The sequence below is a fragment of the Croceicoccus esteveae genome, assembly GCF_031846435.1.
GTDB lineage: Bacteria > Pseudomonadota > Alphaproteobacteria > Sphingomonadales > Sphingomonadaceae > Croceicoccus > Croceicoccus esteveae.
The window spans coordinates 25,964-51,798 of record NZ_JAVRHS010000001.1 but is presented as its reverse complement, the minus strand read 5'-3'; the positions used below and the strand labels follow the sequence as shown (position 1 = coordinate 51,798).

Below are 25,835 nucleotides of genomic sequence, written 5' to 3'. Positions count from 1 at the left end.
CTGGCAGGTCCGGCACCAGGAGCGATGCCCCTGCCCGTCAACACCGGCGCAGAGGATCAGCGACGCGACAGGGCTGCTTCTGCTTCTTCCATCAACGCGAGGATGATGTCGGCAACGGGCTCCTCCTTTGTCACCATGCCGACTGACTGCCCGGCCATCATCGAGCCGTTTTCCACGTCGCCATCGATCACTGCCCGGCGCAACGCGCCTGCCCAGTAATGCTCGATCTGCAACTGCGCCTCTGCCATTTCCACTGTCTGCCCATCGAGGAGTCCAGCCACTTCGCGCTGCTTGGCAGTGAATGCTTCGGCCCCCTTGTTGCGCAGCGCCCGCACAGGAATGACGGGCAGGCGCGCGTCAAGCTGCACAGAGGTAACCGCGTCGCGGGCGCTGGCTCTGAAGAAAGCCTTCTTGAAGTCGGGATGCGCAATGGATTCGGTGGCGCAGGCAAACCGGGTTCCCAGCTGTACGCCTGCCGCACCCATCTCCAGATAACCGGCAATTGCCTCGCCGCGTCCGATGCCGCCGGCAACAAACACCAGATAATCCTTCCCCAGATGGGGCAGGATTTCCTGCGCCAGAACGCTGGTCGATACCGGCCCGATATGACCGCCTGCTTCCATGCCTTCGATCACCATTGCGTCCGCGCCGGTGCGCAGCAGCTTTTTTGCCAGCGCCAATGTCGGGGCAAAACAGATCACCTTGGCGCCGGAACTGCTGATCGCCTCCACGCTGCCCTTGGGCGGCACACCCCCTGCCAGCACCACATGGCCGACCTGATGGCCTGCGCACACATCGATCAGCGCCATGATGTCGGGATGCATGGTGATAAGATTGACGCCAAAAGGCTTCTGAGTCAGTTTTTTCGTCGCGGTGATTTCCTGATCCAGCAAGGCAGGTGTCATGGCTCCGCAGGCAATGACGCCGAACCCGCCTGCATTCGAAATTGCCGCGACGAGATGACGTTCCGACACCCAGCTCATCGCGCCGCACATGATGGCATGTTCGCTGCCGAGAAAATCGGCGCCGCGGCGCATCAGCGATGCTGTCCTTGCAAAACTCATCTTGGCTCCTTCGGGCAGGCCGGATGCCGCATCTAAAGCGGCGCGGACCATCCGACAAGCAGGGATGAAACCAGCAGCCCTGCGTGCCATGCGATCCGCAAATTAGCCTTCGCTGCAAGAAAGGCACAGCGCTATAGAGGCACCATGCCAACGCTGCACTCTCCAACGCCTCCTTACCATCCGCCTGTGAAGCGCTCGGTAGAAATCGCCGGACACAAGACCTCTATCAGCCTGGAGCCGATCTTCTGGGACATGCTGCGCGAGCAGGCCAATGCTTTGCAGATGCCGCTTAATGCTTTGGTTGCGAGGATCGACGCCGAACGGATCGAAGCGCCGACACCATCAGGGCTGGCCGGCGCGATCCGCGTCTGGCTGATGTGCGCGACCGCTGCCGCAGGGCGGCAACCAAACACGTAAAACGGGCGCAGGCCATCAAGACCTGCGCCCGTTCCAAATCTACGGCGATATGTCAGTAAGTTGCTGGCGGATCGCTGGCCGGGAAGCTTTCGTCCATGGCCTGGTCTGTCTTGGACCAGCTGTCCGGCTTGTCACGCATCGAACTTGCGCCTGCGTTGCGCACGGGGGTCGTTGCGCTGTTCGACATGCCGCCCGGTTCGCCCTTGGCGAAAGCGGCAGGCTCATCGTGCTTGTTGGTAAAATATTTGTATCCGGCATAACCGAGCGCACCAAGCACGCCCAAACGAATCAAACCCATTGCGTTTCTCCTGTAATCTTGCCGCATCAACGCGCCGGGCAGGCAATTGGTTTCCGCTATGCAAGTCTAAATTACCAGCAGCCGCTATTCGCTGCCAACCCGCTCGACCCGCGCGCCGACCAGCGCGAGTTTTTCTTCCAGCCGTTCATAACCACGATCAAGATGATACAGCCTGTGCACGATCGTCTGGCCCTTTGCCGCCAGTCCAGCGATTACCAGGCTCATCGAAGCGCGCAGATCAGTGGCCATGACCTCTGCACCTGTCAGCATCGGAACCCCGTGCACCACCGCTGTGCGCCCGGTCGTTTCGATCTGCGCACCCATGCGGCTGAGTTCCGGAACGTGCATGTACCGGTTTTCGAAGATTGTTTCATGCAGAACGCTGGTGCCCTCTGCCCGGCAGAGCAGCGCCATGAGCTGCGCCTGCATGTCGGTGGCAAAGCCGGGATAAGGGGCGGTAGAAAGGTTGATTGCTTTTAACGGCCCGTCCACCCGGACTTGAACACCGTCTGCCGCCTCTTCGACGATCACGCCCGCGCTGCGCAGAGCATGGACCGTGGCGCCCATCTGCGCGATGTTTGCCCCTGTCATGGTAATGTCGCCGCCGGTGATTGCAGCAGCGCAGGCATAGCTGCCCGCCTCGATGCGGTCTGCCATTACGCGATAGGTTGCGCCGTGCAGCCGCGGCACGCCATGGATGACCAGATCGGGCTCACCGATATTCTCGATCTGCGCGCCCATAGCGACCAGCAGATTGCACAGATCAACGATTTCCGGCTCGCGCGCTGCGTTCTCAAGGCGCGTTGTCCCGCTCGCCAGAACGGCAGCCATCAGCGCGTTTTCAGTGGCGCCGACAGAAACCACGGGAAAAGTGAAATCGCCGCCCGGCACCCCGCCATCAGGCGCGATAGCCCGCACGTAACCAGCCGCCATTTCAATCCGCACGCCCATCGCCTCGAGCGCCTTGAGATGAAGGTCGATTGGCCGGTTGCCGATGGCACAGCCGCCGGGAAGTGACACTGTCGCCTCTCCCGCCCGGCCAAGCAGCGGACCGAGCACCAGAATGGAGGCGCGCATCTTGCGAACCAGCTCGTAAGGTGCGGTGGTGCCGGTCAGGCGTGTCGCCTGCAAGGTCATGACACGGCCAAAATCTTCCGGACGTGACCCGGCGATCGCGGTGGACACTCCGAACTGGTTGAGCAGGTGCTGAAATCCGTCGATGTCCGCCAGTCTCGGCAGATTGCGCAGGGTCAGCGCTTCCTCGGTCAGCAGCGCGCAGGGCAGCAGCGCGAGCGCGGCATTCTTGGCGCCCGATATCGGCAGCTTGCCGCACAATCGCTCACCGCCTGTAATGATGATCTTGTCCATCTGCGGCTGTTTACGCACAATCGCGCCGATCACAAGACAACCCTGCGGGTTGAACCCGACGGGCTTGTCTGCGTTACTGCCTGCAACACTTCACTGACAAACAAAAAGGCTATCCACCAGATGACTGATAAATCGCGCAAACCTGTCCGCAAGGCAGTCTTTCCCGTCGCCGGTCTGGGCACTCGCTTTCTGCCGGCTACAAAGGCAGTGCCGAAGGAAATGCTGCCGATCGTCGATCGCCCGCTGATCCAGTATGCAGTCGATGAGGCGCGTGAAGCCGGTATTGAACAGATGATTTTCGTCACCGGCCGGGGCAAGAGCGCCATCGAGGATCATTTCGACATCAGCTTCGAACTGGAAGCAACGATGCGGGAACGCGGCAAGGACATGTCGGCGCTTGACGGCACCCGTCTTGCGCCTGGTCATTGCGCTTATGTTCGCCAGCAGGAGCCCATGGGCCTTGGCCACGCGGTATGGTGCGCGCGCGATATCGTGGGAGACGAGCCATTTGCCGTCCTGCTTCCCGACGAATTGATGTGGGGCAAGACGGGTTGTCTCAAGCAGATGGTGGACGCATATCAGGAAGTCGGCGGCAATTTCATTTCTGTTCTCGAAGTGCCGCGGGACGAGGTTTCAAGCTATGGCGTGATTGATCCCGGCAAGGCGGACGGCGCGCTTACCGAAGTCGTGGGGCTGGTCGAAAAGCCCAAGATGGAGGATGCGCCCTCCAACAAGATCGTGTCAGGCCGCTACATTCTTCAGCCCGAGGTCATGCGTACGCTTGAGAACCAGGGCAAGGGCGCCGGGGGCGAGATCCAGCTTACAGATGCGATGGCCCGCATGATCGGTACGCAACCGTTCCACGCCGTGACGTTCGAAGGGCGTCGATTCGATTGCGGCTCCAAGACCGGCTTTGTCGAGGCGACACTGGCGCTGGCGCTGGAGCGGGAGGACATGGCAGCACAGGTGCGTCAGATCGCCGCACGGCTGCTGCGCGGCTGATAAGGTAAATCGAAATCAGGCCGCGTTGCAATGCGCGGCCTGTATTCTGACGAGCACGCGACCCATGCAACATCAAAAAAACCCGGCGCCTGCAAAGCGCCGGGTTTTTAACCAATCATGTCAGAACATTGGTGTCCTGCTGTGGCCGTATTTACTCCGGGCCACCTGCACCAGTCAGGCCGGTTGCGCTGGCAAAAGCCTGCTGAAAGGTATCTGCCTGCAGATATGGCGTCGGATCGACCGGCTCTCCTGCGATGCGGACTTCGTAATGCAGATGGGGGCCAGTTGAACGACCAGTGCTGCCGACAAATCCGATGAGATCACCCTTTTTCACCTGCTGTCCGGCGCTGACGCTGTATTCGGACATGTGGCCATAGCGGGTCTGCGTTGCGCCACCATGTCCGATCTGAACATAATTGCCATAGCCACCATACCATTTGGCCATTTCAACGGTGCCATCAGCAGTTGCATAGATCGGCGTGCCTGTAGGTGCGGCCATATCAAGGCCATGATGGTTCTTGCGCTGGCCGGTAACCGGATGGACGCGCGATCCAAAGCTGCTGGAAAAACGTGCGTTTTCCACCGGCAGGCGTGACGGAATGGAAACTGCGGCCTGCATGGTGCCGGCAACCTGCGGCACCACTGCGGTCTTCTGTACATTGTCGAGCGTTTTCCAGCTTGCGAACAGCGTCTTGAACTTGCCGTCGCTTGCAACCCCTTCACCAATGCCTTGGCGGGCAGCGTCACGAACCGAGGTGGCTACGTCGGCGCTTGCCACCGCAGTGGCGCTTGCATTCGCCATTGCGGGGGCAGGCGCCATTGCCATGCAGCCGACCGCCGTCACGCTCAGGGTGACACCGCGTACTGCGCGCGCGCCTGAAATCTGTCCAAAAATCGTCATATGCCAAACCTTCCCGTCCGTCGGCGGATCACCCCAAGAGGCTGATATAGCTTGCGTTTACCCGACATCCTGTTGGATTGTCTGCGGCAGACGACCTGCCGCTGGGTATGTTCACGAGCGTTTGGGAACATCCCGTGCTCTGGTGCATTGGGGGTTAGAGGCGAAACGGTTAATCAGACAATACCATCGAGGTAACTGCGCGGCAGACCGGCTGACTTCCGCGCTGAACTGTTGAACGGTGGTTTGAGCGCGCCGCGAAAATGCCTTTTCAACAGCAATTGCCACTCGTGCTGCGGAACAAGGTTCTGCGTTTTGCACCAGTCGGTAAAATGAAGTGTGCCAAATCGGACGTGCCGAATCTCATCGGCTAGTATCCGTTCGAGGATGCGGACCCCATGCCGGTCGCCCTGCGCTTCGACCGTACGGATCGTCTGGGGCGTGATGTCGAGGCCCCGCGCTTCCAGCACCATGGGCACAATTGCCAAGCGCGCAGCCACATCATGTCGCGTGTCACAAGCCGCCTGCCACAGGCCGCCATGTGCCGGCAGCGCTCCGTAAAAGCTTCCCAGCGTGGTCAGCTTGCGGGCGAGCAATGAAAAATGCATCGCCTCGTCGGCGGCCACTGCCAGAAAATCGCCAGTGAAGTCCGGCCCCATCTGAGTTCCGAATCGCCCCGCCATATCAAGCGCAAGATCGATCGCGACAAATTCGATATGAGCAAGGCTGTGCCACAGGGCGATTCGCGTTGCTGGCGAACCTGCCTTGCCTCGGCGTGGCAGCTGCCGCGGCGCAACAAGTTCGGGCTGGTCGGGCCAGGCTGGCTGATCCGGCATGACGCAGGTGCCGCTGCTGCAGGGCTGCAGCCGGGCCAGTCGCCATCGTCGGGCGACACTGCGGGTGGCCATCACCTTTGCGAGCGGATCTGCGGTGAGCAGCGCTGCGCGGATCGCCTGCGCGACGCATGCCGGATCGCTGCAAGGTCTGGCAGTCGTGAACGAGCCCGATGCGAATTCACGATTGCCATGGTGCTCGGTTTTCGCCGGACTGACGACTTTCAGATCGGAAGCTGACGACCCTGCCACTAGCGTGAACCGGCGGGTTGTTCGGCTTCGGCAAGAGCGGCTGCCAGCACTTCATCGGCATGACCCTTGACCTTGACCTTGCGCCAGATCCTGGCAACCGAGCCATCACCCGCCACCAGGACAGTGGTGCGTTCCATGCCCATGTAGCGGCGCCCCATCATCGACTTCATCACCCAGATGCCGAGCGCATCGGCAAGACCATCTTCCTGTGCATCCGAGCCGAGCGGAGTGGAAAGCGCATGCTTGGCCATGAACCTGGCATGGGAGGCAAGCGGATCCTTGCTGACGCCGACCAGTGTGATGCCTGCGGCATCAAACCGGGGCTTCAACCGGGTGAAATCCACCGCCTCTGACGTGCAGCCGGGCGTATTGTCCTTGGGATAGAAGAAGAACACGACTGGTTTGCCAGCGATGTCCGCGTTGCTCATCGTGCCATTGTCGACCATCTGCAGGCTGAAAATGGGAAAGCGGTCTCCGGCACCGATGCGATCATCGGCGCCATTGGTGCTGGCGTCTGTCATGATTTTATGTCCAGTCGTTCTGAAAAAACTTCCTGCCATGCCTGCGCCACTGCGGCGCGGGCATCTTCGATCGCCACGAGCAATGCCGGCCAGTCCGCTTGTCGGCAGGCGTGTGCCATGATCCCGCGCGCGGCAGGCGCAGGCACTGCCGCATCGGGCGCGACCAGCCGCATCGTCACCAGCGCCCGAGTCAGCAGATCATGCGCGTCATGCAGAGCAGGCGGCACCATGCCTGCCTCGATGAGCATGCGCACCGCGCAGCCAAGATCAGGCGTGAGAAACAAGCCGTCACGCAGCTGCAGGAAATGGACCAGAAACTCCAGATCGACCAGTCCGCCGCGCATCAGCTTTACATCAAGCGCACCGCTCGGCGGTTTGTGAGCGCTGATCTCTGCCCGCATGGCAAGAATGGCGTGCTGCAGGATGCCGGGATCACGCGCAATGCGCAGGACATCCTGTATGCCTGTGTCGATCATGTCCCCGGCGCCGTCAGGCGCATGCAGCACTCTGGCCCGGATCAGCGCCATGTGCTCCCACGTCCAGGCAGCTTCACGCTGATAGCGCAAGAAGCTGTCAGTGCTCACGGCAAGCAATCCCTGCATGCCTGAAGGACGCAGCCTTGTGTCCACTTCGAACAGCCGTCCCTCTGCCGTTGGCACCGACAATGCGGCCGACGTCCGCTGCGCCAGCCGGTTGAAATATTGCGTCGCGCCAAGCGGCCGGCGGCCATCCGATTGCGACTCGCTGTCGCCTGTGAACAGATAGACGAGGTCAAGATCGCTGGCGTGCGTCATCACCGCGCCACCCATTCGCCCCATGCCGAGCACGACCAGCCCGCTCCCTTCGATCCGCCCATGAGCAAGAGCAAATTCTTCTGCGGTCGCATCGGCCAGCACGCGTATAGCGGCCTCTGCCATGCGGGACAGTCCGGCCGCCACTGCGAGGGGGTCATGCGCATTGTCGAGCAGTTGCACACCCAGTTCAAAGCGCAGATCCCCGACCTTGCGCCTGACGCGGTCAAGCATGGCTTCGTAGTCGCTGCGCAGCAGGTTCCTGTTCCCACCGCCGGCAAACAGATGCGTCAGCTGCTCCGCATCGGGCGGCAGGTCGTAGGCGCTGCGATCGATGAGCGTATCGAGGAGATCTCCTCTTTGCCCCAAGGCATCGGCAAGACCCGGTGCCAACGCCAGGATCCTTGCCAGCGTCTCAAGCAGAGCCGGGCGCGCTTCGAGCAGACGGAACACGTTGATGGCGGACGGCAGGCGCGCCAGCATCTTTTCCCACCGGTTGAGCGCGCGCTCGGGCTCAGGTGCGCTTGCCAGCGCCTCGAGCAGCTGCGGCTGAATGGCGGCGAAGGCTTCTCGCGCCGAATCGGACCGCAGCGCCCGGATCGCGCCGCCTTTCCACTTTTCGATGCGAGCACTCAGCATTTCGGCATCGGCAAAGCCAAGCGCGGCAAGGTGCGACTGCGCAAGATCCGGGGCTTTGCCGGCGGGATCTGCACGCGGGGGCTGCGGGCCGGTATGGGTGTTCACCAGAGCATCGAACCGCTCCCGCACCGGAGCGGTAATGTTGCAGATATGCTCTATCAGCGCTGCGCCGTCCGCATAGCCGTCCAGCTGTGCCACGTTGTCGATTGCGGCGGCAGACGCGGGGAGCGCATGTGTTTGCCGGTCCTGAACCATCTGCAGGCGATGTTCGACGATGCGCAACTGGTCGTAACTGTTGCCCAGCGCAGTCGCATCCTCGGCCCTGATGATTGCTGCATCGCAAAGCGCATTGAGCGCAGCGCGCGTACCCCGTACGCGCAGCGAAGGGTTCCGGCCACCATGGATTAGCTGATGCGTCTGTGCAAAGAACTCGATCTCCCGGATACCGCCACGGCCGCGTTTCACATCGAAATCAGGACCTGGCACTGTCGCGCCCTGGTGGCTGTCACGAATACGGGTAACCAGCCGGCCGATTTCATCAATGGCGCCAAAATCCAGGCTCTTGCGCCAGATGAACGGTCGAATGGCCTCGAGAAAGGCAGCGCCGGCAGCGATATCTCCTGCCACTGCCCGCGCCCGGATGAAGGCGGCACGTTCCCATGCAAGCGCGCTGCTTTCATAATGGGTAAGGGCCGCCTCGATGGGAATGGCAAGCGGGCTGACCTCGGATGCAGGTCGCAGCCGCAGATCGACACGAAAGACGTACCCTTCTTCGGTGTTTGCGGACAACGTCTGGACGATGCGGCGTGTGGCGATCTGCGCAGCTTCCCCCGGCTCGTCGCGTGGCCGGCGCGGGATGAGGTCAGGATCATAGAGGATGATCGGATCGATATCGGATGAGAAATTGAGCTCGCACGCGCCATGCTTGCCCAGTGCCAGCCCTGTCATGCCGATGGTTTCGCTGTCGGGCACCCGATGCCGCACTGCTTCGCGCATGGCGGCGTCAAGCGCTCTACTGGCAAATTGCGAAAGCTCGCCTGTCACGAATGGCAGCGAGAAGGCACCGGCAAGATCGCCTGTAGCCAGCACCAGCGCCAGTGCGCGTCGCTGCCGCCGCAAGGCTACGCCCAGATCAGCGGCACCCTCACCTGCATTCTTCGCGGCGTCCAAAGCCGCCGCACCTTGGCCCTGTGCGAGCAGGTCGGCCAGATCGCTTTCCCGCTCCAGCAGGGCAGAAAGGAAGGGCGAGTGTTCACGCACCCTGCCGAGTGCGTCTGTCCAGTCAGGCGTAACCTGCTGCGCGGCGCCTTGGGCAGGAGGCCTGGTGCGTTCATCTTCGTGCATCCTCTCTCCATGTGGCGGCGGGTCCGCCGGTGCAAGGGCATGCCACGAGGAAAGATCGCACTGCGACGCGGCAAGCAGGCGTGACAGGCGCACGATGCGGCGATAACAAGACAGGCAACACAAGCGGAAGTGCGGCAGGGGCAAAGCTTCTGGCGCTGCAACAACAAGAAAGCTGCGCGCAATGAAGAAGCTGTATCCCGATGCCAGATCCGCGCTCGATGGCGTCCTGCGCAATGACATGCTGGTGGTGGCCGGTGGGTTCGGATTGTGCGGCATTCCTGAACGGCTGATCGATGCGGTGGTAGAAAGCGGCGTGAGCGGGCTGACCGTTGCCTCCAACAATGCCGGCATCGATAATGAAGGCTTGGGAAAGCTCCTGCGCACGAGGCAGATCGCCAAGATGATCGCGTCCTACGTCGGCGAGAACAAGGAATTCGAACGTCAGTTCCTCGCCCGCGAACTGGAGGTGGAGTTCTGCCCGCAAGGGACGCTGGCCGAACGGATGCGAGCCGGCGGCGCGGGGATCCCCGGCTTCTATACCCGCACCGGCGTCGGCACGCAGGTTGCCGATGGCAAGGAAACCAAGCTGTTTAATAACAAGGAATATGTGCTGGAACACGGTATCTTTGCCGATCTTGCGCTGGTGAAGGCGTGGAAGGCGGATGAGACCGGCAATCTGGTATTTCGCAAGACCGCGCGCAATTTCAACATGCCGGCGGCGACCTGCGGCAAGATCTGCGTCGTTGAAGTGGAGGAACTGGTGCCCACAGGCAGCCTTGATCCCGACTGCATCCATCTGCCCGGCGTCTATGTGCAGCGGATGATCGTCGGCGCGCCCTATGACAAGAAGATCGAGTTTCGCACCACGCGCCAGCGCCAGGATGCCTGACGCCAACTGCCTGCCCATCCGCCGCTGAATATCACGAACTGGAGAGATCGATGCCTTGGACCCGCGACGAAATGGCCCATCGTGCCGCGCAGGAATTGAAGGACGGGTTCTACGTCAATCTCGGCATTGGCATTCCCACACTTGTTGCCAACCATGTGCCGACCGGCATTGACGTTACGCTCCAATCTGAAAACGGCATGCTGGGCATCGGTCCTTTTCCATTGGAGGGGGAAGAGGATGCCGACCTCATCAACGCCGGCAAACAGACGATCAGCGAACTGGACCGGACAGCCTATTTCGACAGTGCGCAAAGCTTCGCCATGATTCGCGGCGGCCATATCGATCTTACAGTGCTTGGCGCCATGGAGGTTGCCCAGAACGGTGACATTGCCAACTGGATGATTCCAGGCAAGATGATCAAGGGCATGGGTGGCGCCATGGACCTTGTCGCTGGCGTCAAGAAGATCATCGTCGTCATGGAGCATACCTCGAAGAACGGGACGCCCAAGTTCATTCCCGAATGCACTCTGCCGCTGACGGGGCGCGATGTCGTCGACATGATCGTCACCGATCTGTGCGTGTTTCAGCGGCCTGATCACGACAGCCCGTTTCGCCTGATCGAATGCGCGCCTGGCGTAGCTGCAGAGCAGATCGCGGCAAGCACCACGGCGCATTATATCTCCTGATTGAACAAGACATCTCCTGATCGGACAAGACATCTCCTGATTGAACAAGGCGAACAGACATGACCGAACGGCTTCCGGACCTTTCGCTTACTCGCAACGATGGCACACCCGACAGCGTTGGAGCGCATGAAGGCAAGGTCCTGCTGATCGTGAACACGGCCTCGCAATGCGGCCTGACCCCGCAATACGCCGGGCTGAAAGCGTTGCAGGATCGTTTTGGCGAGCAAGGTTTTTCAGTGCTGGCGTTTCCCGCTAATGATTTCGGCGCGCAGGAACCGGGCACCGATGCTCAGATCGCGCAATTCTGCCAGACGCAGTTCGACGTGAACTTTCCCGTCTTTGCCAAGGCCAGCGTCGCAGGTGCCGACAAGCAGCCCTTGTACAAGGCGCTCATCGCTGCCCGGCCGGCAAAGCAAGGCGACACCGACGGTATGCGCAAGATGCTGGAAAGCCACGGGATCGCCACGAACAGCGATCCCGAGGTCTTGTGGAACTTCGAAAAGTTCATCGTGGCGCGCGACGGACGTGTGCTGGAACGCTTTGCCCCCTCCACCGCTCCCGATGACGCGGCGCTCATCGACGTGATCGAGGCTGCCTTGCGCGAGTGAACGATGCCCTAATTCGCAGCTTGCTGTTCCATCAAACGTTCGAGCACCGAAAGGATCTCGATGCTGCGGCCCCTTACCGGGCGATAGGAAGGCCTGGCCACGTCATAGACGAGCGCACGACCATCATTGCTCCACGAAGCATCAAAGAACAAGGCGCGCTCAAGGCGCCGGCGGCGGGTCAGGACAACCGGCCGGCACCAGTTCATGATCGCACGCCGGGCGCCTTGGCGATCACCCTGGCGCAAGCGGCGCATCCATTCCGCTTTCTCGATCGCACCGGTATTCCAGTGGAAAGACAGCGCTGCGCCCAGTTCATGCTCTTGCGGTGCGATACCGGCAAAGGCGCGCAGGACTGCTGGCAGATATCGCCGCTCCAGCGCCCACAGATAAATGCCGAGGCAATGCTCAAGCGGTTGGGGATTGTCACGATAGCGCCCGACGCGATGGCCGCAGGCGTCGGTCAGCCCAACGCTCCATGTCCAGACGCCCACTGAATCCCGGTACGCTTTGGTGACGATCCCTTCATGGGCAATGAGTTCCGCGGCGATACGCGGCGTGATGCGCGGATTGGCAGGATCATAGGATACAGGCTGGATCGGGGTATCGTGCATGGCAAGGCTCCGGTCTGACAGAGCCTTGTTCATGCTGGAGCATCCTGTCGGTAGGAAAATTAAATCTGGTCGGCCATCTCACGGGAAAGAGCGTCCTGCAGTTCGCCAACCAGATCGGTCTGCTCCCAGGGGAACATGCCCCCATCGCTGTCTCGGCCGAAATGACCATAGGCAGCCGTGGCGCGGTAGATCGGGCGGTTGAGCTTCAGGCGGGTGCGAATGCCCCGCGGAGTCAACTCTCCTAATGAATCGATGCTGCGGATGGCATTTTCCAATGCTTCATCAGTAATACCGTCGCGTGCGGTTTCATGCGTGTCTACATAGATCGACAGCGGCCTGGGCACGCCGATCGCATAGGCCAGTTGAATGGTGCACCGGGTCGCGAAACCACCAGCAACAATGTTCTTGGCCAGATATCGGGCGATATAAGCCGCAGACCGATCAACCTTGGTCGGGTCCTTGCCGGAAAAAGCGCCGCCGCCATGAGGCGCTGCACCACCATAGGTATCGACGATGATCTTGCGCCCGGTCAGCCCCGCATCACCGTCCGGCCCGCCAATCTCGAAGGCGCCGGTCGGATTGATATGGTAAACCGTCTCGTCGGACAGAAGATTGTGCGGCAGGATGTCGGCAATGACGCCTTTTACATAATCCTTCAACTGCTGTTCCTGCGCACCCTTGTCAAAGCCAGGCTTGTGCTGCGTCGATACCACGATTGCGGTACAGGCAGACGGCTCGCCATCGTCAAAACGCAATGTCACCTGGCTCTTGGCGTCGGGTTCCAGAAAAGGGGCCGCGCCTGACTTTCGATCATCCGCCATCCGCTGCAGGATCTTGTGACTGTAATCGAGCGTCGCAGGCATGAGATCAGGCGTTTCGTCGCAGGCAAACCCGAACATGATGCCCTGATCGCCCGCGCCCTCGTCCTTGTCTCCAGTCGAATCGACCCCTTGGGCAATGTGCGCCGACTGGCCGTGCAGATAATTTTCGAAGCGCAATGTCTGCCAATGGAATCCGGATTGTTCGTAGCCAATGTCACGCACCACGTCGCGAACCGTGCGCTCGATCTCTTCCTTCGCGCCAGGCGCCCAGAAACCGTTGTCGGACCACTCGCTACGGCTCTCGTCGTACATGGGCTTGCAGCGGATTTCGCCGGACAGCACAACCAGCTGGGTCGTCGTCATCGTCTCGCAAGCGACCCGCGCCTCCGGATCCTTCGCCAGCATCAGATCAACAATTGCATCCGATATCTGGTCAGCGACCTTGTCCGGATGACCCTCGGAAACGCTTTCCGAGGTAAAAAGATAATTGCTGCGCATGGCGCTCCCGCATCATAGTATAAAGCTTTCTTTATATCCATTAGCCACGCGCACGCCGGGTGGCAACTGCTGCGATGACAAGCAGGACCAATGCCCAGAACAGAGAAAGGTAATTGCCCAGACGGGCGAACAAGGTCGGCTGGAAAGCAGGCGGAACCAGCGTGTCGATGCGGGCGGCTGTCCCTCGCCCGATGTGCGCACGCACCACGCCTGCGGCATCGACGATCGCGCTGATCCCGGTGGTGGTCGGCCGCAGCACTGGCAGGCCTTCTTCGATGGCGCGCATCCGGGCCTGCGCGAGGTGCTGTGGCGGACCCCACGCTCCGAACCAGCCGTCATTCGATGGGTTCACGATGTAATCCGGCCGGTCGGCATCATCCACTACGTTACCGGGGAAGATGATCTCATAGCAGATCTGAATGGCAGCCTTGCCCCATTCACCAAGGTCGAGCGTCCGCGGGCCTGGGCCGTCTTCGAAATCAAGCGACCCTTCCACCAGCCGCGACAGTCCGATCGGCTCCAGCAGGCTGCGCATGGGCAGATATTCCCCATAGGGGACAAGATGCGCCTTCGCGTACCCCGCCGCAATCTCACCCTGATCGTCAATGACGGTAACTACATTACGGGCAGCGACAGCCTGCCCAGCTTCGTCGATCACCAGATCCACCGTTCCTGTCAGCAGCAGGCTGTGCGGCCCGATCGTGCGGGCAAGCCGCGCACGAGCAAGCGCAGGATCGCCCGCAAAAGTGGTGCCGTAATATCGTTGCGGGTAGCCGGCGCGCAGATGATCGGGCACTCCGGATTCTGGCCAGAGCACGATGCGGCGCGCCTCGGGCTGCCGGTTGGGTGTGGTCAGCGCCGCGCTTTTTTCGAACTGTTGGCCGAAATGCGCCGGATCATTGAGCAGTTCCTGCCGGACGTTGGGCTGCACCAGCGTAACATGCAAGCCGCCTGTGCGGCTGTCCGCATCAGAGGACGACTGAAGAGGCCAGGGCGCGACAAACAGCAGGAAGGGCAGCAGTGCCAGACAGGCCGTCTGCCACCACTGGCGCGAACGTCCCCGAACCATGGCCCACCACAGCACCCCCGACAGGGCCACGACCAATCCTGACAAGCCGTAAGTGCCAAGCCATGGCAAAGCGGAGGCCAGACCAGGTCGGGCAAAACCGCCCAGCGCCACCGCTCCCACAGGGTTCCAGGCAAAGCCAGTAAATACCCAGCCCCGCAGCCATTCGGTCACGATCCAGGTTCCCGCCAGCGCCGGAACAAGAGTAAGACCCGCGCCATGACGTCGGCTGAGGATCAAGACCGCCGCCCCTGTCGCAAGCGCAGGGTAAATCGCCAGGTACAGCGCCAGCAGCACCACCGCGACCCAACCAAGCCAGGCCGGCATCGCCGCCTGATAGGTAAAAGCCGTCGCAATCCAATTGTTGCCGACCGAAAATAGGCCTACGCCAAATATCCAGCCGAGCAGGGCGGCGCGGCCGGTATGTTGTGCTTGCCTGACAAGTTGAAACAGCAACGCCATTGCAATCAGCGTTACCGGCCACCAGCCAAGCGGTTGAAATCCAAGCGCCGCGCCGCCGCCTGAGACCAGGGCAACGACTGCCTCCGGAAAGATGCGCTTTGACACGCGGCTACCGCGCACGCCGATCATTGCCAAGGAACTGCTGCTCAGAGCACTTGCGACCCGTGTCAGCCGTTGGCCGCCTGCTTTACGTCATCTGCGCTGCCATCTTCCTTGGGTTTACGCGGTCTGCGCGCCCGCTTGGGCTTTTCCGCCGGCTCGCCATCGGTCGTTCCTGTCTCTCCTATTGCGGGAGGCAGTGCCTGCGGATCGAGAGCGCCGCTGTTCTGAACAGTCCGTTCGGTTTCGGATCCTGCGGCTTCGCCACGTCCCGAAGGTTGCCGGGGCTTGCGAACTGCCCGTTTGCGCGGTTCACGCACGAAGGGATTGTCGCTCTCTTCCCCGCTCTGACGGCGCGTGTCCTGGGCGCTGTCGTCATCGGCTTCGTTGCGGACAGGCCTGCCGGTGCGATGGTTTGCCGGCGCGCTACTCGTCTCGTCGTGATCGGAAATAAACCTGTCGTCCCTGCCGCCCATCTCTTCATCAGCGGACCCGCTATCAGCGTCGCTGTCATCATCATCATGCGAACCTGTGCCGCGGCGTTCGTCCCGTCGGGAATTGCCATCTTGCCGGGGATCGTCGCGGGTGTCTTCACGCTTGCTGCGCTGCTCATCCTGCCGGACCTTGCCATCGGCAATCACGCGGAAATAATGGTCTGCAAATTGCAGGTAGTATTCAGCCTGCACTCGGTCGCCATTACGGTGCGCATCTTCGGCAAGCTTCTTGTACTTGTCGAGCAGTTGCGGTGCGTTACCACGGGCGCGACTGTCGATCCGGTTCTGAAACTGGCCACCTTGCTGACGACCGGGACTGCGGCCGCGCCGGCGATTGTTGCCGCGAGTATTGTTCAAAGACACTGTTCCTCTATCCGTCGCGGGCAGAATATCCGCCATTTCGCGATCTTGCCGGAAGCACCCGAAAGCCGGGGCAGGCTGCTCGCCAGGAGCTGTTCGACAGCCCTGTTCAAAGCGTTAGATCATGCGCCAGTTGAACATGCCCGACCCATTTGGCCATAGCACAAGCAGCGATGATCAGATGCGGCAGGAAATCGGGAACGTGTCGGCGTTCGATTGCCTGTCGGCTTTAGCGATTATCGGCAATTTCACGCACTGCCAACCCCTTTTCCTCCATATCCGATTTTTCTGTCCACAATTCCAGGGCACGTGCATGGCCGGACAGGTCGTGATGCAGCCGGCTTTGCATTTGCGATTGCGCCGCTATTTCCTGCGTTGCCGCCGCCTGCCGCGAGCCGATCTCGATCATGGCAATCCCACCAGGCACAAGCAGGTCGGGTAATTGAGGGATGAGCATGCGATAGGCATCAAGGCCGTCTGATCCTGCAAACAGCGCGCCTTCAGGCTCGTAACGGCGAACATCGTCAGCAAGATCGGGATCGTCATCGGCAACATAGGGCGGGTTTGCCAGAACAAGATCGTAAGCAGCCGGGATCTTCTGCTGCCAGCCAAGCTCATTCCAGTCTGCAAGGCGCAATGTAGCCCGCGCGGCAAGACCGAGCTGTTCTGCATTGTGCTGCGCTATTGCCAGCGCCGCACCTGACTTGTCGATGCCAATACCCTGCGCTTGTGGCCAGATGTGGAGCGCCGCCAGAAGCAGCGCGCCCGACCCGATCCCCAGATCCAGAATGCGTTGCGGTGGCCGGTCTGCCAATACCTGCCGCGCCACCTCCAGCAGCACTTCGCTATCGCTGCGGGGCACCAGCACATGGCGTGTAACTGCAAATTCCAGCCCCCAGAAGGACTGGCGACCCAGGATATAGGCAAGCGGTTCACCTGCCAGCCGTCGGGCAACAAGATCGCCAAACCGCTGCGGCGCCGGACCGTCCAGATGGTCGAGCAACAAGGCCGATCGCGTCACGCCCAGCGCCTGCGCCATGATCCACTCAGCATCCAGCCGCGGATTTTGCGCGATTGCCGCCAGCTTGCCTGCGGCATCGCGCAAGGCTGCGGCAATGCGCAGATCCCCTTCCATCAACGCACTCCCGACCGTGGTCGGTGTACATGGGTGCGTTGCATGGCCGGAATCACTTGTTGTTTGCCGCAAGCCGCGCTGCCTGGTCCTGCGCGGTCAGTGCATCGATCAGTTCGTCGAGTCCCGAACCTTCCAGAACCTCAGGCAGCTTGTGCAGGGTTAGCCCGATGCGGTGATCGGTAACGCGGCCTTGCGGAAAATTATACGTGCGGATGCGTTCCGAACGATCGCCTGTTCCCACCATCGCCCGGCGCGCCTCGGCCTCGGCGCCCTGAGCCCGGGCGCGTTCCTGCTCGTAGACGCGCGCGCGCAGCACCTGCATTGCGCGCGCGCGGTTCTTGTGCTGGCTGCGCTCGTCCTGCTGGGTCACCACGATTCCTGTCGGCAGGTGGGTGATCCGCACGGCAGAATCGGTCGTGTTCACATGCTGCCCGCCGGCACCGGAGGCGCGGTAGATATCGATCTTGAGGTCGCTTTCGTCGATCTGCACGTCAATTTCATCCGGCTCGGGCAAGACAGCGACAGTCGCCGCGCTGGTGTGAATACGGCCGCCGCTTTCGGTCGCCGGGACACGTTGCACCCGATGTGCGCCGCTTTCATACTTCAATCGCGCGAACACGCCGGTGCCTGACACATGCGCAATCGCCTCCTTGAAGCCGCCGACATCGGAACTGCTCGCGCTGATGAGCTGCATCTTCCAGCCATGTTCCGCTGCAAACCGTTCGTACATCCGGTAAAGATCGCCTGCGAACAAAGCAGCTTCGTCTCCGCCAGTTCCTGCCCGGATCTCCAGCATGGCCGGCCTTGCATCAGCACTGTCGCGCGGCAACAAGCCGATTGCAAGCTCCTGCTCCCTGGCCTCAAGCGCATTCGCCAGCCGAGCGATCTCCTCTGTCGCCATGGCAAGCATGGCAGGGTCAGGGTCGTCCATGGCCCGCAGATCGGCCAGTTCGTCACGCATCGCGACGATTTGCGCGGCCTGCTGCGCGACTGGCTCCAGCTCTGCATAATTGCGGCTGGCGGCGACGAACGCCTCCCCTTCCAATGTGCCACTGGCCAGTCTTGCCTCCACCTCGGCAAGGCGCTGCACAATCTGGGCAAGGCGTTCATCGGACAATTGCATGATCAGGTCGCCAGGAAAGCTGCCAGCTGGTCCAGCGCCATTCGCCGCTGGTCCCCGCTCGACAGCATCTTGATCGTTGCCTCGCCTGCATCAAGTTCGTCATCGCCGATGATGATGACGCAACGTGCACCCGCTTCATTGGCGCGGCTCATGCGCTTTTTCATGGAGCCCTTTGAGACAAGGTCGGTTTTCACCCCTGTGCGCCGCAGTGTCGCAGCCATGCCGATCGCCGCCAACTGCGCCCGGTCACCTATGGGGATGATCACTGCCACTACCGAAGGTTCTGCCTGGCTGCCCATCAGCATCGCCAAGCGCTCGATACCGGCAGCCCAGCCTACTGCCGGTGTCGCCGGACCGCCCAGTGTCTCGATCAGGCCATCATAGCGCCCGCCGCCCAGCACCGTTCCTTGCGCGCCCAACCGGTCGGTAACAAACTCGAAGGCGGTGTGCCGGTAATAATCCAACCCGCGCACAAGGGTAGGCGATCGCGTCCACGCAACACCCGCTTCATCCAGTCCCTGCGTCACCTTGCCGAAAAACTCCTGCGCCTCTCCCGAAAGAAAATCGTCGATCACAGGAGCAACAGCGACAAGTGCCTGATCCCGGCGATCCTTGGAGTCGAGGATGCGCAGCGGATTGCGCTCCAGCCGGTCTTGCGAATCATCCGAAAGATCCGCACGATGATCACGGAAATAGGTGATCAGCGCATCGCGCCAAGCTTCCCGACTTTCCTGATCGCCAAGCGTATTGAGCTGCAAGGTGACGTCCCCTGCAACCCCGAGGTCGCTCAGGAACTGGTCGGCCATTATCAGCAGTTCGATATCGGCCGCAGGCTCGGCGATGCCGATCAGCTCTGCGTCGACCTGGTGGAACTGGCGATAACGTCCTTTTTGCGGCCTTTCATATCGGAACAGCGGGCCATGTGTCGCAAGTTTCAAGGGCAGGTGCTGCTGCCAGCCGTTGGTCAGAAAGGCGCGCGCGAGCCCTGCGGTAAATTCCGGCCGCAGAGTCAGCGATTCTCCGCCTCGATCCTCGAAGCTGTACATTTCCTTCGCGACCACATCGGTTGTTTCGCCCAAAGAACGAGCAAAGACCGCCGTTTTTTCGAAAACCGGCATTTCCACTCGGGTAAAGCAATATAATTGCCGCACTCTCTCGAATACGGCGACAACCTGCACAAAGCCGTCCGCATCTGCGGCAAAGATATCCTGGGTGCCGCGAATGGCCTGCGGTATTGCCTGTCGTTCCATGCCAGCGGCTCTACCCACAAACGCCGGTCGTGAAAAGCAGCCGCTGCGCCGCATCTGCCATTGCGTCAAGAACCTGCCTGTTTCAATTCGCGGCGGTTCGGCAAAGCCCCTTGGCGACGAGTATGGCGCAGGGTAACGCGCGGGCACTTAAATGCTGCACAGCAAAGCAAAAACAGGAACAGACATGCGCATCGACTTGCTCCCCATCGGCGACAATCCACCCGAAAGCCTCAACGTCATCATCGAGGTGCCTACAGGCGGTGAACCTGTAAAATACGAGTTCGACAAGCAGTCGGGCGCGCTGTTTGTCGACCGCATTCTGCACACGCCGATGCGCTATCCCGCCAACTACGGTTTTGTGCCTCATACCTTGTCGCCCGACGGCGACCCGCTCGACGCTCTGGTCGTGGCGCGCAGCCCGTTCGTACCCGGCTGCGTGGTGCGGGCGCGCCCGATCGCCGTGCTCAACCTCGAAGACGAACATGGCGGTGATGAAAAGCTGGTCTGCGTGCCGCTTGACTCGACCTTTCCCTATTACACCAAGGTCGAGGAAAAAAGCGATCTGCCACCGATCGTCTTTGAGCAGATCGAGCACTTCTTCACCCATTACAAGGATCTGGAATCCGAAAAATGGGTCCGGGTCGGAACCTGGGGCGGTGCGGATGAAGCCAAACGGATCGTCCTGGAAGCGATCGAGCGGGAAAAGCAGAGCAAGCAGGGCTGAAGCAAGCAGATCAGGTGACAGGCAAGGACGCATCACGGGTCCAGCCTGTCACCTGAATTTGGCAACGCACGCAGCGGTAACATCCCCGTGCACCTGCGCATGACCACCCGCGCCTCCAGGCACTCACTGGCAACGCGCGCTATTCGATAGGGCGGTTTGCATCGAGCAGGTCTTTCTCCGCGGCTCCTGAACGCTCCTGCTGAACCAGTTCGGCGACGTGATTTTCAGGCCTGGTGCTTTGCGCCTGCGCCTGACTGCCCGAATTGGCCCGGCGGGGTCGGGGTCTCTGCTGATCGGAGGACGACCGTTCACGTTGCCGATCGTCCGACCTTTGCTGCGGGCCTGCTTGCCCATCGGCTGCCATGATCTGCGCCTTGTTTGCATTCAAGAGAGCATTGCCTGCATCGAAGCGCAGCCGGTAGATTGGCTCGGGCAAGGCAAATCCTGCTTCTTCCAGCGCCTGCTTGACCGCCTTGATGGCGATGGAGCGGCCTTTCAGGAAATCGGTATGGGTCTGGTCGACCCAGCCCATGAACTCGATGACGATGTTGGAATCGCCCACCTGCTGGATGACGGCACCGGGTTCCGGATCATCGAGGACATAACCAAGTGCACTGAGCGCCTCCATCCCGGTTGCCATGCCATCCACCGGATCATCATCGGCATCCACTCCCAGTTCAAAGGTGAAGCGCCGCTGCGGATTGCGTGTGTAATTGAGGATCACTGCCTTGAAAACGGTCGAATTGGGGATGCGCAAATGGTTTCCGTCCAGAGTCATCAGCAGGGTGGCCCGGCTGGTCAGGCGCACGACGCGACCTTCGCTGCCTTCGATCACGACATGATCGTTGGCACGGAACGGCTGGCGCAGCGACAGCATGACACTGGAGATGTAATTGTCGATGGTGTCGCGTACAGCAAAACCGATCGCGATGCCTACCACCCCGCCAATTCCCAGCAGCGCACCCAGCAAGGCTGTCGCACCAAGGATCTTCAACGCAAGATAAGCGCCGAACAGAACACCGACAAAACGAATGGCGCTGGACAGAAGTTCTGTGACAAAGGCGTTCGGCGTCACGCGCGATAACAGGCCATGCATGCGCGCAACGCCCGCAAACAGCAGCGCAACGATGATCGCGACCAGCAGCGCTGCTCCTATGAGCGGCAGGCTGCGCACCACATTGCGCGTTTGATCGACCATGTTGCCGATGGTGGGGGCAAGGTTGCTGCCTACATCAAGGTCGCGCTCGATCTGGTTGGCGACAGTCACGACGCCGTTCACGCGGGTGGCAATTGCCTCTGCCTCCTTGCGGTCGTCCGCCTGACTGACGCTCCCGGTCAGAGTGACGACCCCTTCCTCCACTTTCACCTGCACTTGCGACAGGCTTCCGATCGCGGAAAAGATGTTGCGGATCCGGCGGGCGATCTCGATGTCGTCGCTCTTGTCCTGTTTGGCTTCGATGCGCGGGGCAGCCGCCCCGGCATCGGGGGGGGCTGCCCCGGCGCCCGCCAGATCGGGAATCGCCGGCAGGGCAGCGCCTGCCGGCATCGCCAGCAGGCCAGCGCAGACCACCAGCAGAACCGCGCCACGCCGCGCCACGCCGCGCGCCTCTGGCCGCACCTGCACGATCAGCCGCCTGCCACGGTCATGCCGTCAATGCGCAGCGTAGGCGCGTTGACCGCGCGGTGCCGTTCCAGATCATTGGCGGGAGTCAATTGCCCGAACATGGCAATCAGATTGCCGGCAATCGTCAGCCCGGCAACCGGTTCTGCAATAATGCCATTGCGGATGCGCCTCCCGGATGCTCCGCGGCTGTAATCGCCGGTGACTGGGTTTACTCCCTGCCCGATCAGCTCGGTCACAAGCACGCCATCCGCAATGTCACCGATCAGCTCAGCAACAGTGTTGCTGCCTTGCGCCAGCGTCGCATTTGACAGCGTGACACCTGTCGAGCCGCCGCCGCGGGAGGCGTTCCCGGTGGGCCGCCGGCCAAGCTTTCTGGCAGCCGCACTGTCCAGCAGCCATTCGCCAAGCTGGCCATCCTGCACCAGATCGCGCGTTTTGGCAGGCAGCCCCTCGCCATCGAAAGGCCGGGAGCCAAGCCCGCGCGGCCGCAAGGGATCGTCGGTAATGGTGACCCCCCTGGCAAAGATACAGGCTCCTTCGCGACCGAGCAGAAAACTTGCACCGCGTGCAATCGCCTCTCCCGACATCGCCGCGGCCAGATGGCCGATCAGCGATGCCGCGACTTCGCGGTCGAACACCACCGGCAGCTTGCCGCCCGTCATTGCTGCAGGGTTCAAGCGTTCAAGTGCGCGCTTGGCGGCTTCCTGACCAAGCTGTGCGTCGTGCAGCAAGTCATCCGCATGATGGGCGCTGCGCATCATCCAGCCGCGTTGCATGGCGGCGCCTGTTCCCGCTACGAACGCGGCCGAGCGGCTGTGCCGCGCCTGTTCGAAACTGCCGGCAAACCCATGGCTGGTTACCAGCGCAAAACGATCCCGCCCGTAATGTGCCGCAGCCCCTTCAGAGTTCGTGATGCCAGCCATGCTGCGGCCGGCATCCTCAACCTGTCGGGCCGCATCCTGCAACACCTGCGCTCCGGGATCGGGCGATATGAGGTCGAGCAGCGGCAATGGCCCGTTCATCAGCATGTCGTGCGGTGCCAGACCTGCCCAAGGATCTTCAGGCGCAGCGTGGGCCATGGCCATTGCCCGTTGTGCCAGTTCGCCCAGCGATGCGTCATCGGCGGTGGCCGAACCAATCGTGGCGCTGCGCTGACCTGCAAAGACGCGCAAGGCAAAGTGCTCGCTTTCGGAGCGGTCCACCGTCTCGATCTGACCTTGACGAATGTGAACGCCGTGCGAAGCCTGCCCGACATATACGGCATCGGCCGCATCGGCGCCAAGGGTGCGCGCCCGCGTGACAAGATCGAGGCAACGGTCGAGCGACGCTCCCTCGTTCAGCATGACAGCACTTGGGGCAAACCTGTTTCTCCTCACTGCGGGAGAGCGGTATTAAGCCGCGCCGTGATTGCGGGCAAGCATGCGCTGTTCCTGCGACTGCAGCATGGCCCGCCCCATGCGCACCATCATATCTTCCCGCGCGCAACACACAGGGCTTCCACGCCGCGTCTGCCGTGATAAAGGCAACAGACGCAATCTGTCTGTCAGCCATACCCTTCAACCCGAACCTGCGGAGCCTTCAACATAGAGACGCAAGCATCGCTCGATCCGTCTGTTGATCCAGACAAGATGGCCGCGCCGCCTACCCTGCAAGGCGGGCTGGAAGTGCTTTCCATCGCCAAGAGCTATGACAAGAGGGCGGTGCTGACCGATATCTCCCTGTCAGTGGCAAAAGGCGAGGTGCTTGGCCTGCTGGGCCCCAACGGCGCGGGCAAGACGACGTGCTTCTACTCCATAATGGGCCTGGTGCGGCCTGATTCGGGGCGCGTATTGCTGGACGGGGCGGATATTACCCGGCTGCCGATGTATCGTCGCGCGGTGCTCGGCCTTGGCTATCTTCCGCAGGAAACCAGCATTTTTCGCGGCATGACCGTGGAGCAGAATATCGCTTGCGTCCTCGAGCTGGTCGAGCCCGACAAGGAGATGCGGACGACCGAGCTGGAGCGATTGCTGGATGAGTTCGGACTGATCCGACTGCGCACCAGTCCGGCCATGGCACTTTCGGGCGGCGAGCGGCGTCGGTGCGAAATTGCGCGCGCATTGGCAGCAAAACCATCGATCATGCTTCTGGATGAACCGTTTGCCGGCATTGACCCGCTGTCGATCCGCGACATTCGCGACCTCGTTCGAGATCTGAAGCGGCGCGGTATCGGTGTGCTCATCACTGACCACAATGTGCGCGAGACCTTGGAAATCGTTGACCGAGCATGCATCATCTACGGCGGGCAGGTTCTTTTTGCGGGCAGCCCCGAAGCGCTGGTGGCCGATGAAACCGTGCGCAGACTATACCTTGGCGAGGGGTTTACGCTATGACAACCACAGGGCCGCGACAATGATGATGGCGTCGTTTCGCGACATCTAAACCATGGTTCTTACCCCTCGCCTAGATCTGAAGCAGTCACAGACGCTGGTCATGACGCCGCAATTGCAGCAGGCGATCAAGCTTTTGACACTGTCGGGAATGGAACTGCAAAGCCACATTGCCGAGCTGATGGCCGATAATCCGCTGGTCGATGTAGATAATGAAGCGCAAGCGGCACAAGATCCGGTGCCGCAGGATACCGCCGGCATGACAGAAGCGCCGCCTGCCGATGCCATGTCAAGCAATGGCGAAGCTGCCCTGGACATCGCGCCCGACAGCATCGACAGCGAGGTCCAGACTGGCGAAGCCGGGTTTGGCCCGCCGGGCGGCTCAGCCAGCGCCGATTGGGCAGATAACGACAGTGTTGCCGAGCGAGAGACAACGCTGGCCGGCCACCTGCATGCCCAGATCGGCATGGCAGGCGGTCAGCCGGTGCACCAGTTCATTGCCCGCAATCTCATCGACCAGCTCGATGATGCTGGCTATCTGCGGCTGCCGCTGCAGGAAATCGCGACCATGCTTGGGGTCAGGCTGGATGATGTGGAGCAAGCGCTACGGCTGGTCCAATCGCTCGATCCGACAGGGGTTGGTGCGCGCGACCTTGCCGAATGCCTGACGCTGCAGGCCATTGAGGCGGATCGTTACGATCCATGCATGCAGGCGCTGCTTGGCAAGCTGGACCTCCTTGCGCAGGGGGCAATGGCGCAATTGTGCCGCTGCTGCGGGGTAGATCGTGACGAGCTGGCGCAAATGATCAGTGAATTGCGCGCCTATGATCCAAAGCCCGGCAGCCGGTTTGGCGAGCCGGTTCTGCAACCGGTCACCCCCGAGGTGCTGGTCCGGCGAACCGCTACCGGGTGGGATCTTGCCATCAATCTGCGCACGCTGTCACGGCTGGTTGTCGATCGGGAATATTATACGCAGCTTAAGACAGGGTGCACTGACAAGGCCTCGGCAAGCTGGCTCAACACCAGGCTTGCGGATGCGGACTGGCTGGCAAAGGCACTCGATCAGCGGCAGAAAACCATCCTGAAGGTGGCGACTGAGATTGTCCGCCGGCAGGAGCGTTTTTTCGCCGAAGGGCCTGCAGCGCTGATCCCGCTCACGTTACGCGAAGTGGCCGATGCCGTCGAACTGCACGAATCAACCGTCAGTCGTGTGACTGCCAACAAATATCTCAATTGTGGGCGCGGCACTTTTGAATTGAAATATTTCTTCTCCTCGGGCGTCACGGCAACGAACGACGAGGGCGCTGCTTCAGCAGAGGCGGTCAGGACGCTGATCCGCCAGATCGTTCAGGCTGAACAGGCAAGCGACATCCTCTCGGATGATGCGCTTGTTACCATGCTTGAGCAGCAGGGTTTTTCGCTGGCCCGCAGAACAGTCGCCAAATATCGCGAATCGATCGGTATTGGATCTTCTGTGCAACGGCGTCGTCAGAAGCGGATCGCCGGAGAACGCTGAAGTTCGAAACGTTACTGCGCGTGTTGCGCAGGGTCGTTCATGGCATTTGCATGTCGGAACGGCGCTTTCTCGC

24 protein-coding genes are annotated in these 25,835 nt (G+C 61.3%); 8 read left to right on the top strand and 16 right to left on the bottom strand.

From position 1 onward, the window contains the following. Positions 1–56: 56 nt before the first annotated feature. On the bottom strand, positions 57–1,064 hold the full coding sequence (locus tag RM533_RS00230) for an NAD(P)H-dependent flavin oxidoreductase (RefSeq protein ID WP_311339187.1): 1,008 nt from the start codon (positions 1,062–1,064) through the stop codon (positions 57–59). Positions 1,065–1,208: 144 nt separating this feature from the next. Here RM533_RS00230 and RM533_RS00225 point away from each other — a divergent pair, with 144 nt between their 5' ends. Next, positions 1,209–1,481: a ribbon-helix-helix domain-containing protein gene (locus RM533_RS00225; RefSeq protein WP_311339186.1), complete on the top strand. Its 273-nt coding sequence runs from the start codon at positions 1,209–1,211 to the stop codon at positions 1,479–1,481. Between the two features lie 52 nt (positions 1,482–1,533). On the opposite strand, the gene RM533_RS00220 is transcribed toward RM533_RS00225, so the two are convergent. Then, complete coding sequence (locus tag RM533_RS00220; protein ID WP_311339185.1) at positions 1,534–1,779, bottom strand: hypothetical protein; 246 nt, start codon at positions 1,777–1,779, stop codon at positions 1,534–1,536. Between the two features lie 84 nt (positions 1,780–1,863). After that, positions 1,864–3,147: a UDP-N-acetylglucosamine 1-carboxyvinyltransferase gene (gene murA, locus RM533_RS00215; protein ID WP_311339184.1), complete on the bottom strand. Its 1,284-nt coding sequence runs from the start codon at positions 3,145–3,147 to the stop codon at positions 1,864–1,866. Positions 3,148–3,267: 120 nt separating this feature from the next. Here murA and galU point away from each other — a divergent pair, with 120 nt between their 5' ends. After that, positions 3,268–4,149, top strand: a complete 882-nt coding sequence (gene galU / locus RM533_RS00210) for a UTP--glucose-1-phosphate uridylyltransferase GalU (protein ID WP_311339183.1) — start codon at positions 3,268–3,270, stop codon at positions 4,147–4,149. A 151-nt stretch (positions 4,150–4,300) separates the two neighbouring features. Here the strand turns inward: galU and RM533_RS00205 are convergent, their stop codons facing one another. From RM533_RS00205 to glnE, 4 genes are all read right to left on the bottom strand, one after another. Further along, on the bottom strand, positions 4,301–5,050 hold the full coding sequence (locus RM533_RS00205; RefSeq protein ID WP_311339182.1) for a M23 family metallopeptidase: 750 nt from the start codon (positions 5,048–5,050) through the stop codon (positions 4,301–4,303). Between the two features lie 173 nt (positions 5,051–5,223). Next, the gene (locus tag RM533_RS00200; RefSeq protein WP_311339669.1) at positions 5,224–5,997 is read right to left on the bottom strand and encodes a ferritin-like domain-containing protein; all 774 of its coding nucleotides are present in this window, start codon (positions 5,995–5,997) and stop codon (positions 5,224–5,226) included. 134 nt (positions 5,998–6,131) lie between these two features. After that, on the bottom strand, positions 6,132–6,653 hold the full coding sequence (locus RM533_RS00195) for a peroxiredoxin (protein ID WP_311339181.1): 522 nt from the start codon (positions 6,651–6,653) through the stop codon (positions 6,132–6,134). Continuing rightward, positions 6,650–9,427, bottom strand: coding sequence for a bifunctional [glutamate--ammonia ligase]-adenylyl-L-tyrosine phosphorylase/[glutamate--ammonia-ligase] adenylyltransferase (gene glnE / locus RM533_RS00190; RefSeq protein ID WP_311339180.1), 2,778 nt, complete (start codon positions 9,425–9,427; stop codon positions 6,650–6,652). Before glnE ends, RM533_RS00195 begins: the two co-directional genes overlap by 4 nt. Before the next feature lie 181 nt (positions 9,428–9,608). Here glnE and RM533_RS00185 point away from each other — a divergent pair, with 181 nt between their 5' ends. From RM533_RS00185 to RM533_RS00175, 3 genes are read left to right on the top strand one after another with little or no spacing between them, the layout of a single operon-like run. Then, entirely contained in the window at positions 9,609–10,316 is a 708-nt protein-coding gene (locus RM533_RS00185; RefSeq protein ID WP_311339179.1) for a CoA transferase subunit A, read from the top strand. 50 nt (positions 10,317–10,366) lie between these two features. Then, positions 10,367–11,002, top strand: a complete 636-nt coding sequence (locus tag RM533_RS00180; RefSeq protein ID WP_311339178.1) for a 3-oxoacid CoA-transferase subunit B — start codon at positions 10,367–10,369, stop codon at positions 11,000–11,002. A 59-nt stretch (positions 11,003–11,061) separates the two neighbouring features. Next, complete coding sequence (locus RM533_RS00175) at positions 11,062–11,610, top strand: glutathione peroxidase (RefSeq protein WP_311339177.1); 549 nt, start codon at positions 11,062–11,064, stop codon at positions 11,608–11,610. Between the two features lie 8 nt (positions 11,611–11,618). Here RM533_RS00175 and RM533_RS00170 read toward each other — a convergent pair whose 3' ends face one another. From RM533_RS00170 to hisS, 7 genes are all read right to left on the bottom strand, one after another. Beyond that, the gene (locus tag RM533_RS00170; RefSeq protein WP_311339176.1) at positions 11,619–12,254 is read right to left on the bottom strand and encodes a lysozyme; all 636 of its coding nucleotides are present in this window, start codon (positions 12,252–12,254) and stop codon (positions 11,619–11,621) included. A 26-nt stretch (positions 12,255–12,280) separates the two neighbouring features. Then, on the bottom strand, positions 12,281–13,540 hold the full coding sequence (metK, locus tag RM533_RS00165; protein ID WP_311339175.1) for a methionine adenosyltransferase: 1,260 nt from the start codon (positions 13,538–13,540) through the stop codon (positions 12,281–12,283). Between the two features lie 40 nt (positions 13,541–13,580). Further along, entirely contained in the window at positions 13,581–15,197 is a 1,617-nt protein-coding gene (gene lnt, locus RM533_RS00160) for an apolipoprotein N-acyltransferase (RefSeq protein WP_311339668.1), read from the bottom strand. A gap of 38 nt (positions 15,198–15,235) precedes the next feature. Beyond that, a complete protein-coding gene (locus RM533_RS00155; protein ID WP_432264996.1) occupies positions 15,236–16,018 on the bottom strand; it encodes a DUF4167 domain-containing protein in 783 nt (260 codons plus the stop codon). Between the two features lie 232 nt (positions 16,019–16,250). Then, the gene (prmC, locus tag RM533_RS00150) at positions 16,251–17,156 is read right to left on the bottom strand and encodes a peptide chain release factor N(5)-glutamine methyltransferase (protein ID WP_311339173.1); all 906 of its coding nucleotides are present in this window, start codon (positions 17,154–17,156) and stop codon (positions 16,251–16,253) included. Between the two features lie 52 nt (positions 17,157–17,208). Continuing rightward, entirely contained in the window at positions 17,209–18,279 is a 1,071-nt protein-coding gene (gene prfA / locus RM533_RS00145) for a peptide chain release factor 1 (protein WP_311339172.1), read from the bottom strand. Between the two features lie 2 nt (positions 18,280–18,281). Then, positions 18,282–19,529, bottom strand: a complete 1,248-nt coding sequence (gene hisS / locus RM533_RS00140; protein ID WP_311339171.1) for a histidine--tRNA ligase — start codon at positions 19,527–19,529, stop codon at positions 18,282–18,284. Between the two features lie 184 nt (positions 19,530–19,713). Here hisS and ppa point away from each other — a divergent pair, with 184 nt between their 5' ends. Beyond that, a complete protein-coding gene (gene ppa / locus RM533_RS00135; protein WP_311339170.1) occupies positions 19,714–20,253 on the top strand; it encodes an inorganic diphosphatase in 540 nt (179 codons plus the stop codon). Positions 20,254–20,392: 139 nt separating this feature from the next. On the opposite strand, the gene RM533_RS00130 is transcribed toward ppa, so the two are convergent. Continuing rightward, complete coding sequence (locus RM533_RS00130; RefSeq protein WP_311339169.1) at positions 20,393–21,877, bottom strand: mechanosensitive ion channel domain-containing protein; 1,485 nt, start codon at positions 21,875–21,877, stop codon at positions 20,393–20,395. A gap of 2 nt (positions 21,878–21,879) precedes the next feature. Next, positions 21,880–23,220 carry a TldD/PmbA family protein gene (locus RM533_RS00125; protein ID WP_311339168.1) on the bottom strand — a complete coding sequence of 447 codons (1,341 nt, stop codon included), beginning with the start codon at positions 23,218–23,220 and terminating at the stop codon, positions 21,880–21,882. 285 nt (positions 23,221–23,505) lie between these two features. On the opposite strand from RM533_RS00125, the gene lptB reads away from it, so the two are divergent. Next, the gene (gene lptB, locus RM533_RS00120) at positions 23,506–24,249 is read left to right on the top strand and encodes an LPS export ABC transporter ATP-binding protein (RefSeq protein ID WP_311339167.1); all 744 of its coding nucleotides are present in this window, start codon (positions 23,506–23,508) and stop codon (positions 24,247–24,249) included. A 52-nt stretch (positions 24,250–24,301) separates the two neighbouring features. After that, positions 24,302–25,762: an RNA polymerase factor sigma-54 gene (gene rpoN, locus RM533_RS00115; protein ID WP_311339166.1), complete on the top strand. Its 1,461-nt coding sequence runs from the start codon at positions 24,302–24,304 to the stop codon at positions 25,760–25,762. Positions 25,763–25,835: the final 73 nt, after the last annotated feature.

Coding starts and splice junctions, on each gene's coding strand:
- RM533_RS00230 (WP_311339187.1), bottom strand. CDS start 1,064: ATGAGTTTTGCAAGGACAGCATCGCTGATGCGCCGCGGCGCCGATTTT.
- RM533_RS00225 (WP_311339186.1), top strand. CDS start 1,209: ATGCCAACGCTGCACTCTCCAACGCCTCCTTACCATCCGCCTGTGAAG.
- RM533_RS00220 (WP_311339185.1), bottom strand. CDS start 1,779: ATGGGTTTGATTCGTTTGGGCGTGCTTGGTGCGCTCGGTTATGCCGGA.
- murA (WP_311339184.1), bottom strand. CDS start 3,147: ATGGACAAGATCATCATTACAGGCGGTGAGCGATTGTGCGGCAAGCTG.
- galU (WP_311339183.1), top strand. CDS start 3,268: ATGACTGATAAATCGCGCAAACCTGTCCGCAAGGCAGTCTTTCCCGTC.
- RM533_RS00205 (WP_311339182.1), bottom strand. CDS start 5,050: ATGACGATTTTTGGACAGATTTCAGGCGCGCGCGCAGTACGCGGTGTC.
- RM533_RS00195 (WP_311339181.1), bottom strand. CDS start 6,653: ATGACAGACGCCAGCACCAATGGCGCCGATGATCGCATCGGTGCCGGA.
- glnE (WP_311339180.1), bottom strand. CDS start 9,427: ATGCACGAAGATGAACGCACCAGGCCTCCTGCCCAAGGCGCCGCGCAG.
- RM533_RS00185 (WP_311339179.1), top strand. CDS start 9,609: ATGAAGAAGCTGTATCCCGATGCCAGATCCGCGCTCGATGGCGTCCTG.
- RM533_RS00180 (WP_311339178.1), top strand. CDS start 10,367: ATGCCTTGGACCCGCGACGAAATGGCCCATCGTGCCGCGCAGGAATTG.
- RM533_RS00175 (WP_311339177.1), top strand. CDS start 11,062: ATGACCGAACGGCTTCCGGACCTTTCGCTTACTCGCAACGATGGCACA.
- RM533_RS00170 (WP_311339176.1), bottom strand. CDS start 12,254: ATGAACAAGGCTCTGTCAGACCGGAGCCTTGCCATGCACGATACCCCG.
- metK (WP_311339175.1), bottom strand. CDS start 13,540: ATGCGCAGCAATTATCTTTTTACCTCGGAAAGCGTTTCCGAGGGTCAT.
- lnt (WP_311339668.1), bottom strand. CDS start 15,197: ATGATCGGCGTGCGCGGTAGCCGCGTGTCAAAGCGCATCTTTCCGGAG.
- prmC (WP_311339173.1), bottom strand. CDS start 17,156: ATGGAAGGGGATCTGCGCATTGCCGCAGCCTTGCGCGATGCCGCAGGC.
- prfA (WP_311339172.1), bottom strand. CDS start 18,279: ATGCAATTGTCCGATGAACGCCTTGCCCAGATTGTGCAGCGCCTTGCC.
- hisS (WP_311339171.1), bottom strand. CDS start 19,529: ATGGAACGACAGGCAATACCGCAGGCCATTCGCGGCACCCAGGATATC.
- ppa (WP_311339170.1), top strand. CDS start 19,714: ATGCGCATCGACTTGCTCCCCATCGGCGACAATCCACCCGAAAGCCTC.
- RM533_RS00125 (WP_311339168.1), bottom strand. CDS start 23,220: ATGCTGAACGAGGGAGCGTCGCTCGACCGTTGCCTCGATCTTGTCACG.
- lptB (WP_311339167.1), top strand. CDS start 23,506: ATGGCCGCGCCGCCTACCCTGCAAGGCGGGCTGGAAGTGCTTTCCATC.
- rpoN (WP_311339166.1), top strand. CDS start 24,302: ATGGTTCTTACCCCTCGCCTAGATCTGAAGCAGTCACAGACGCTGGTC.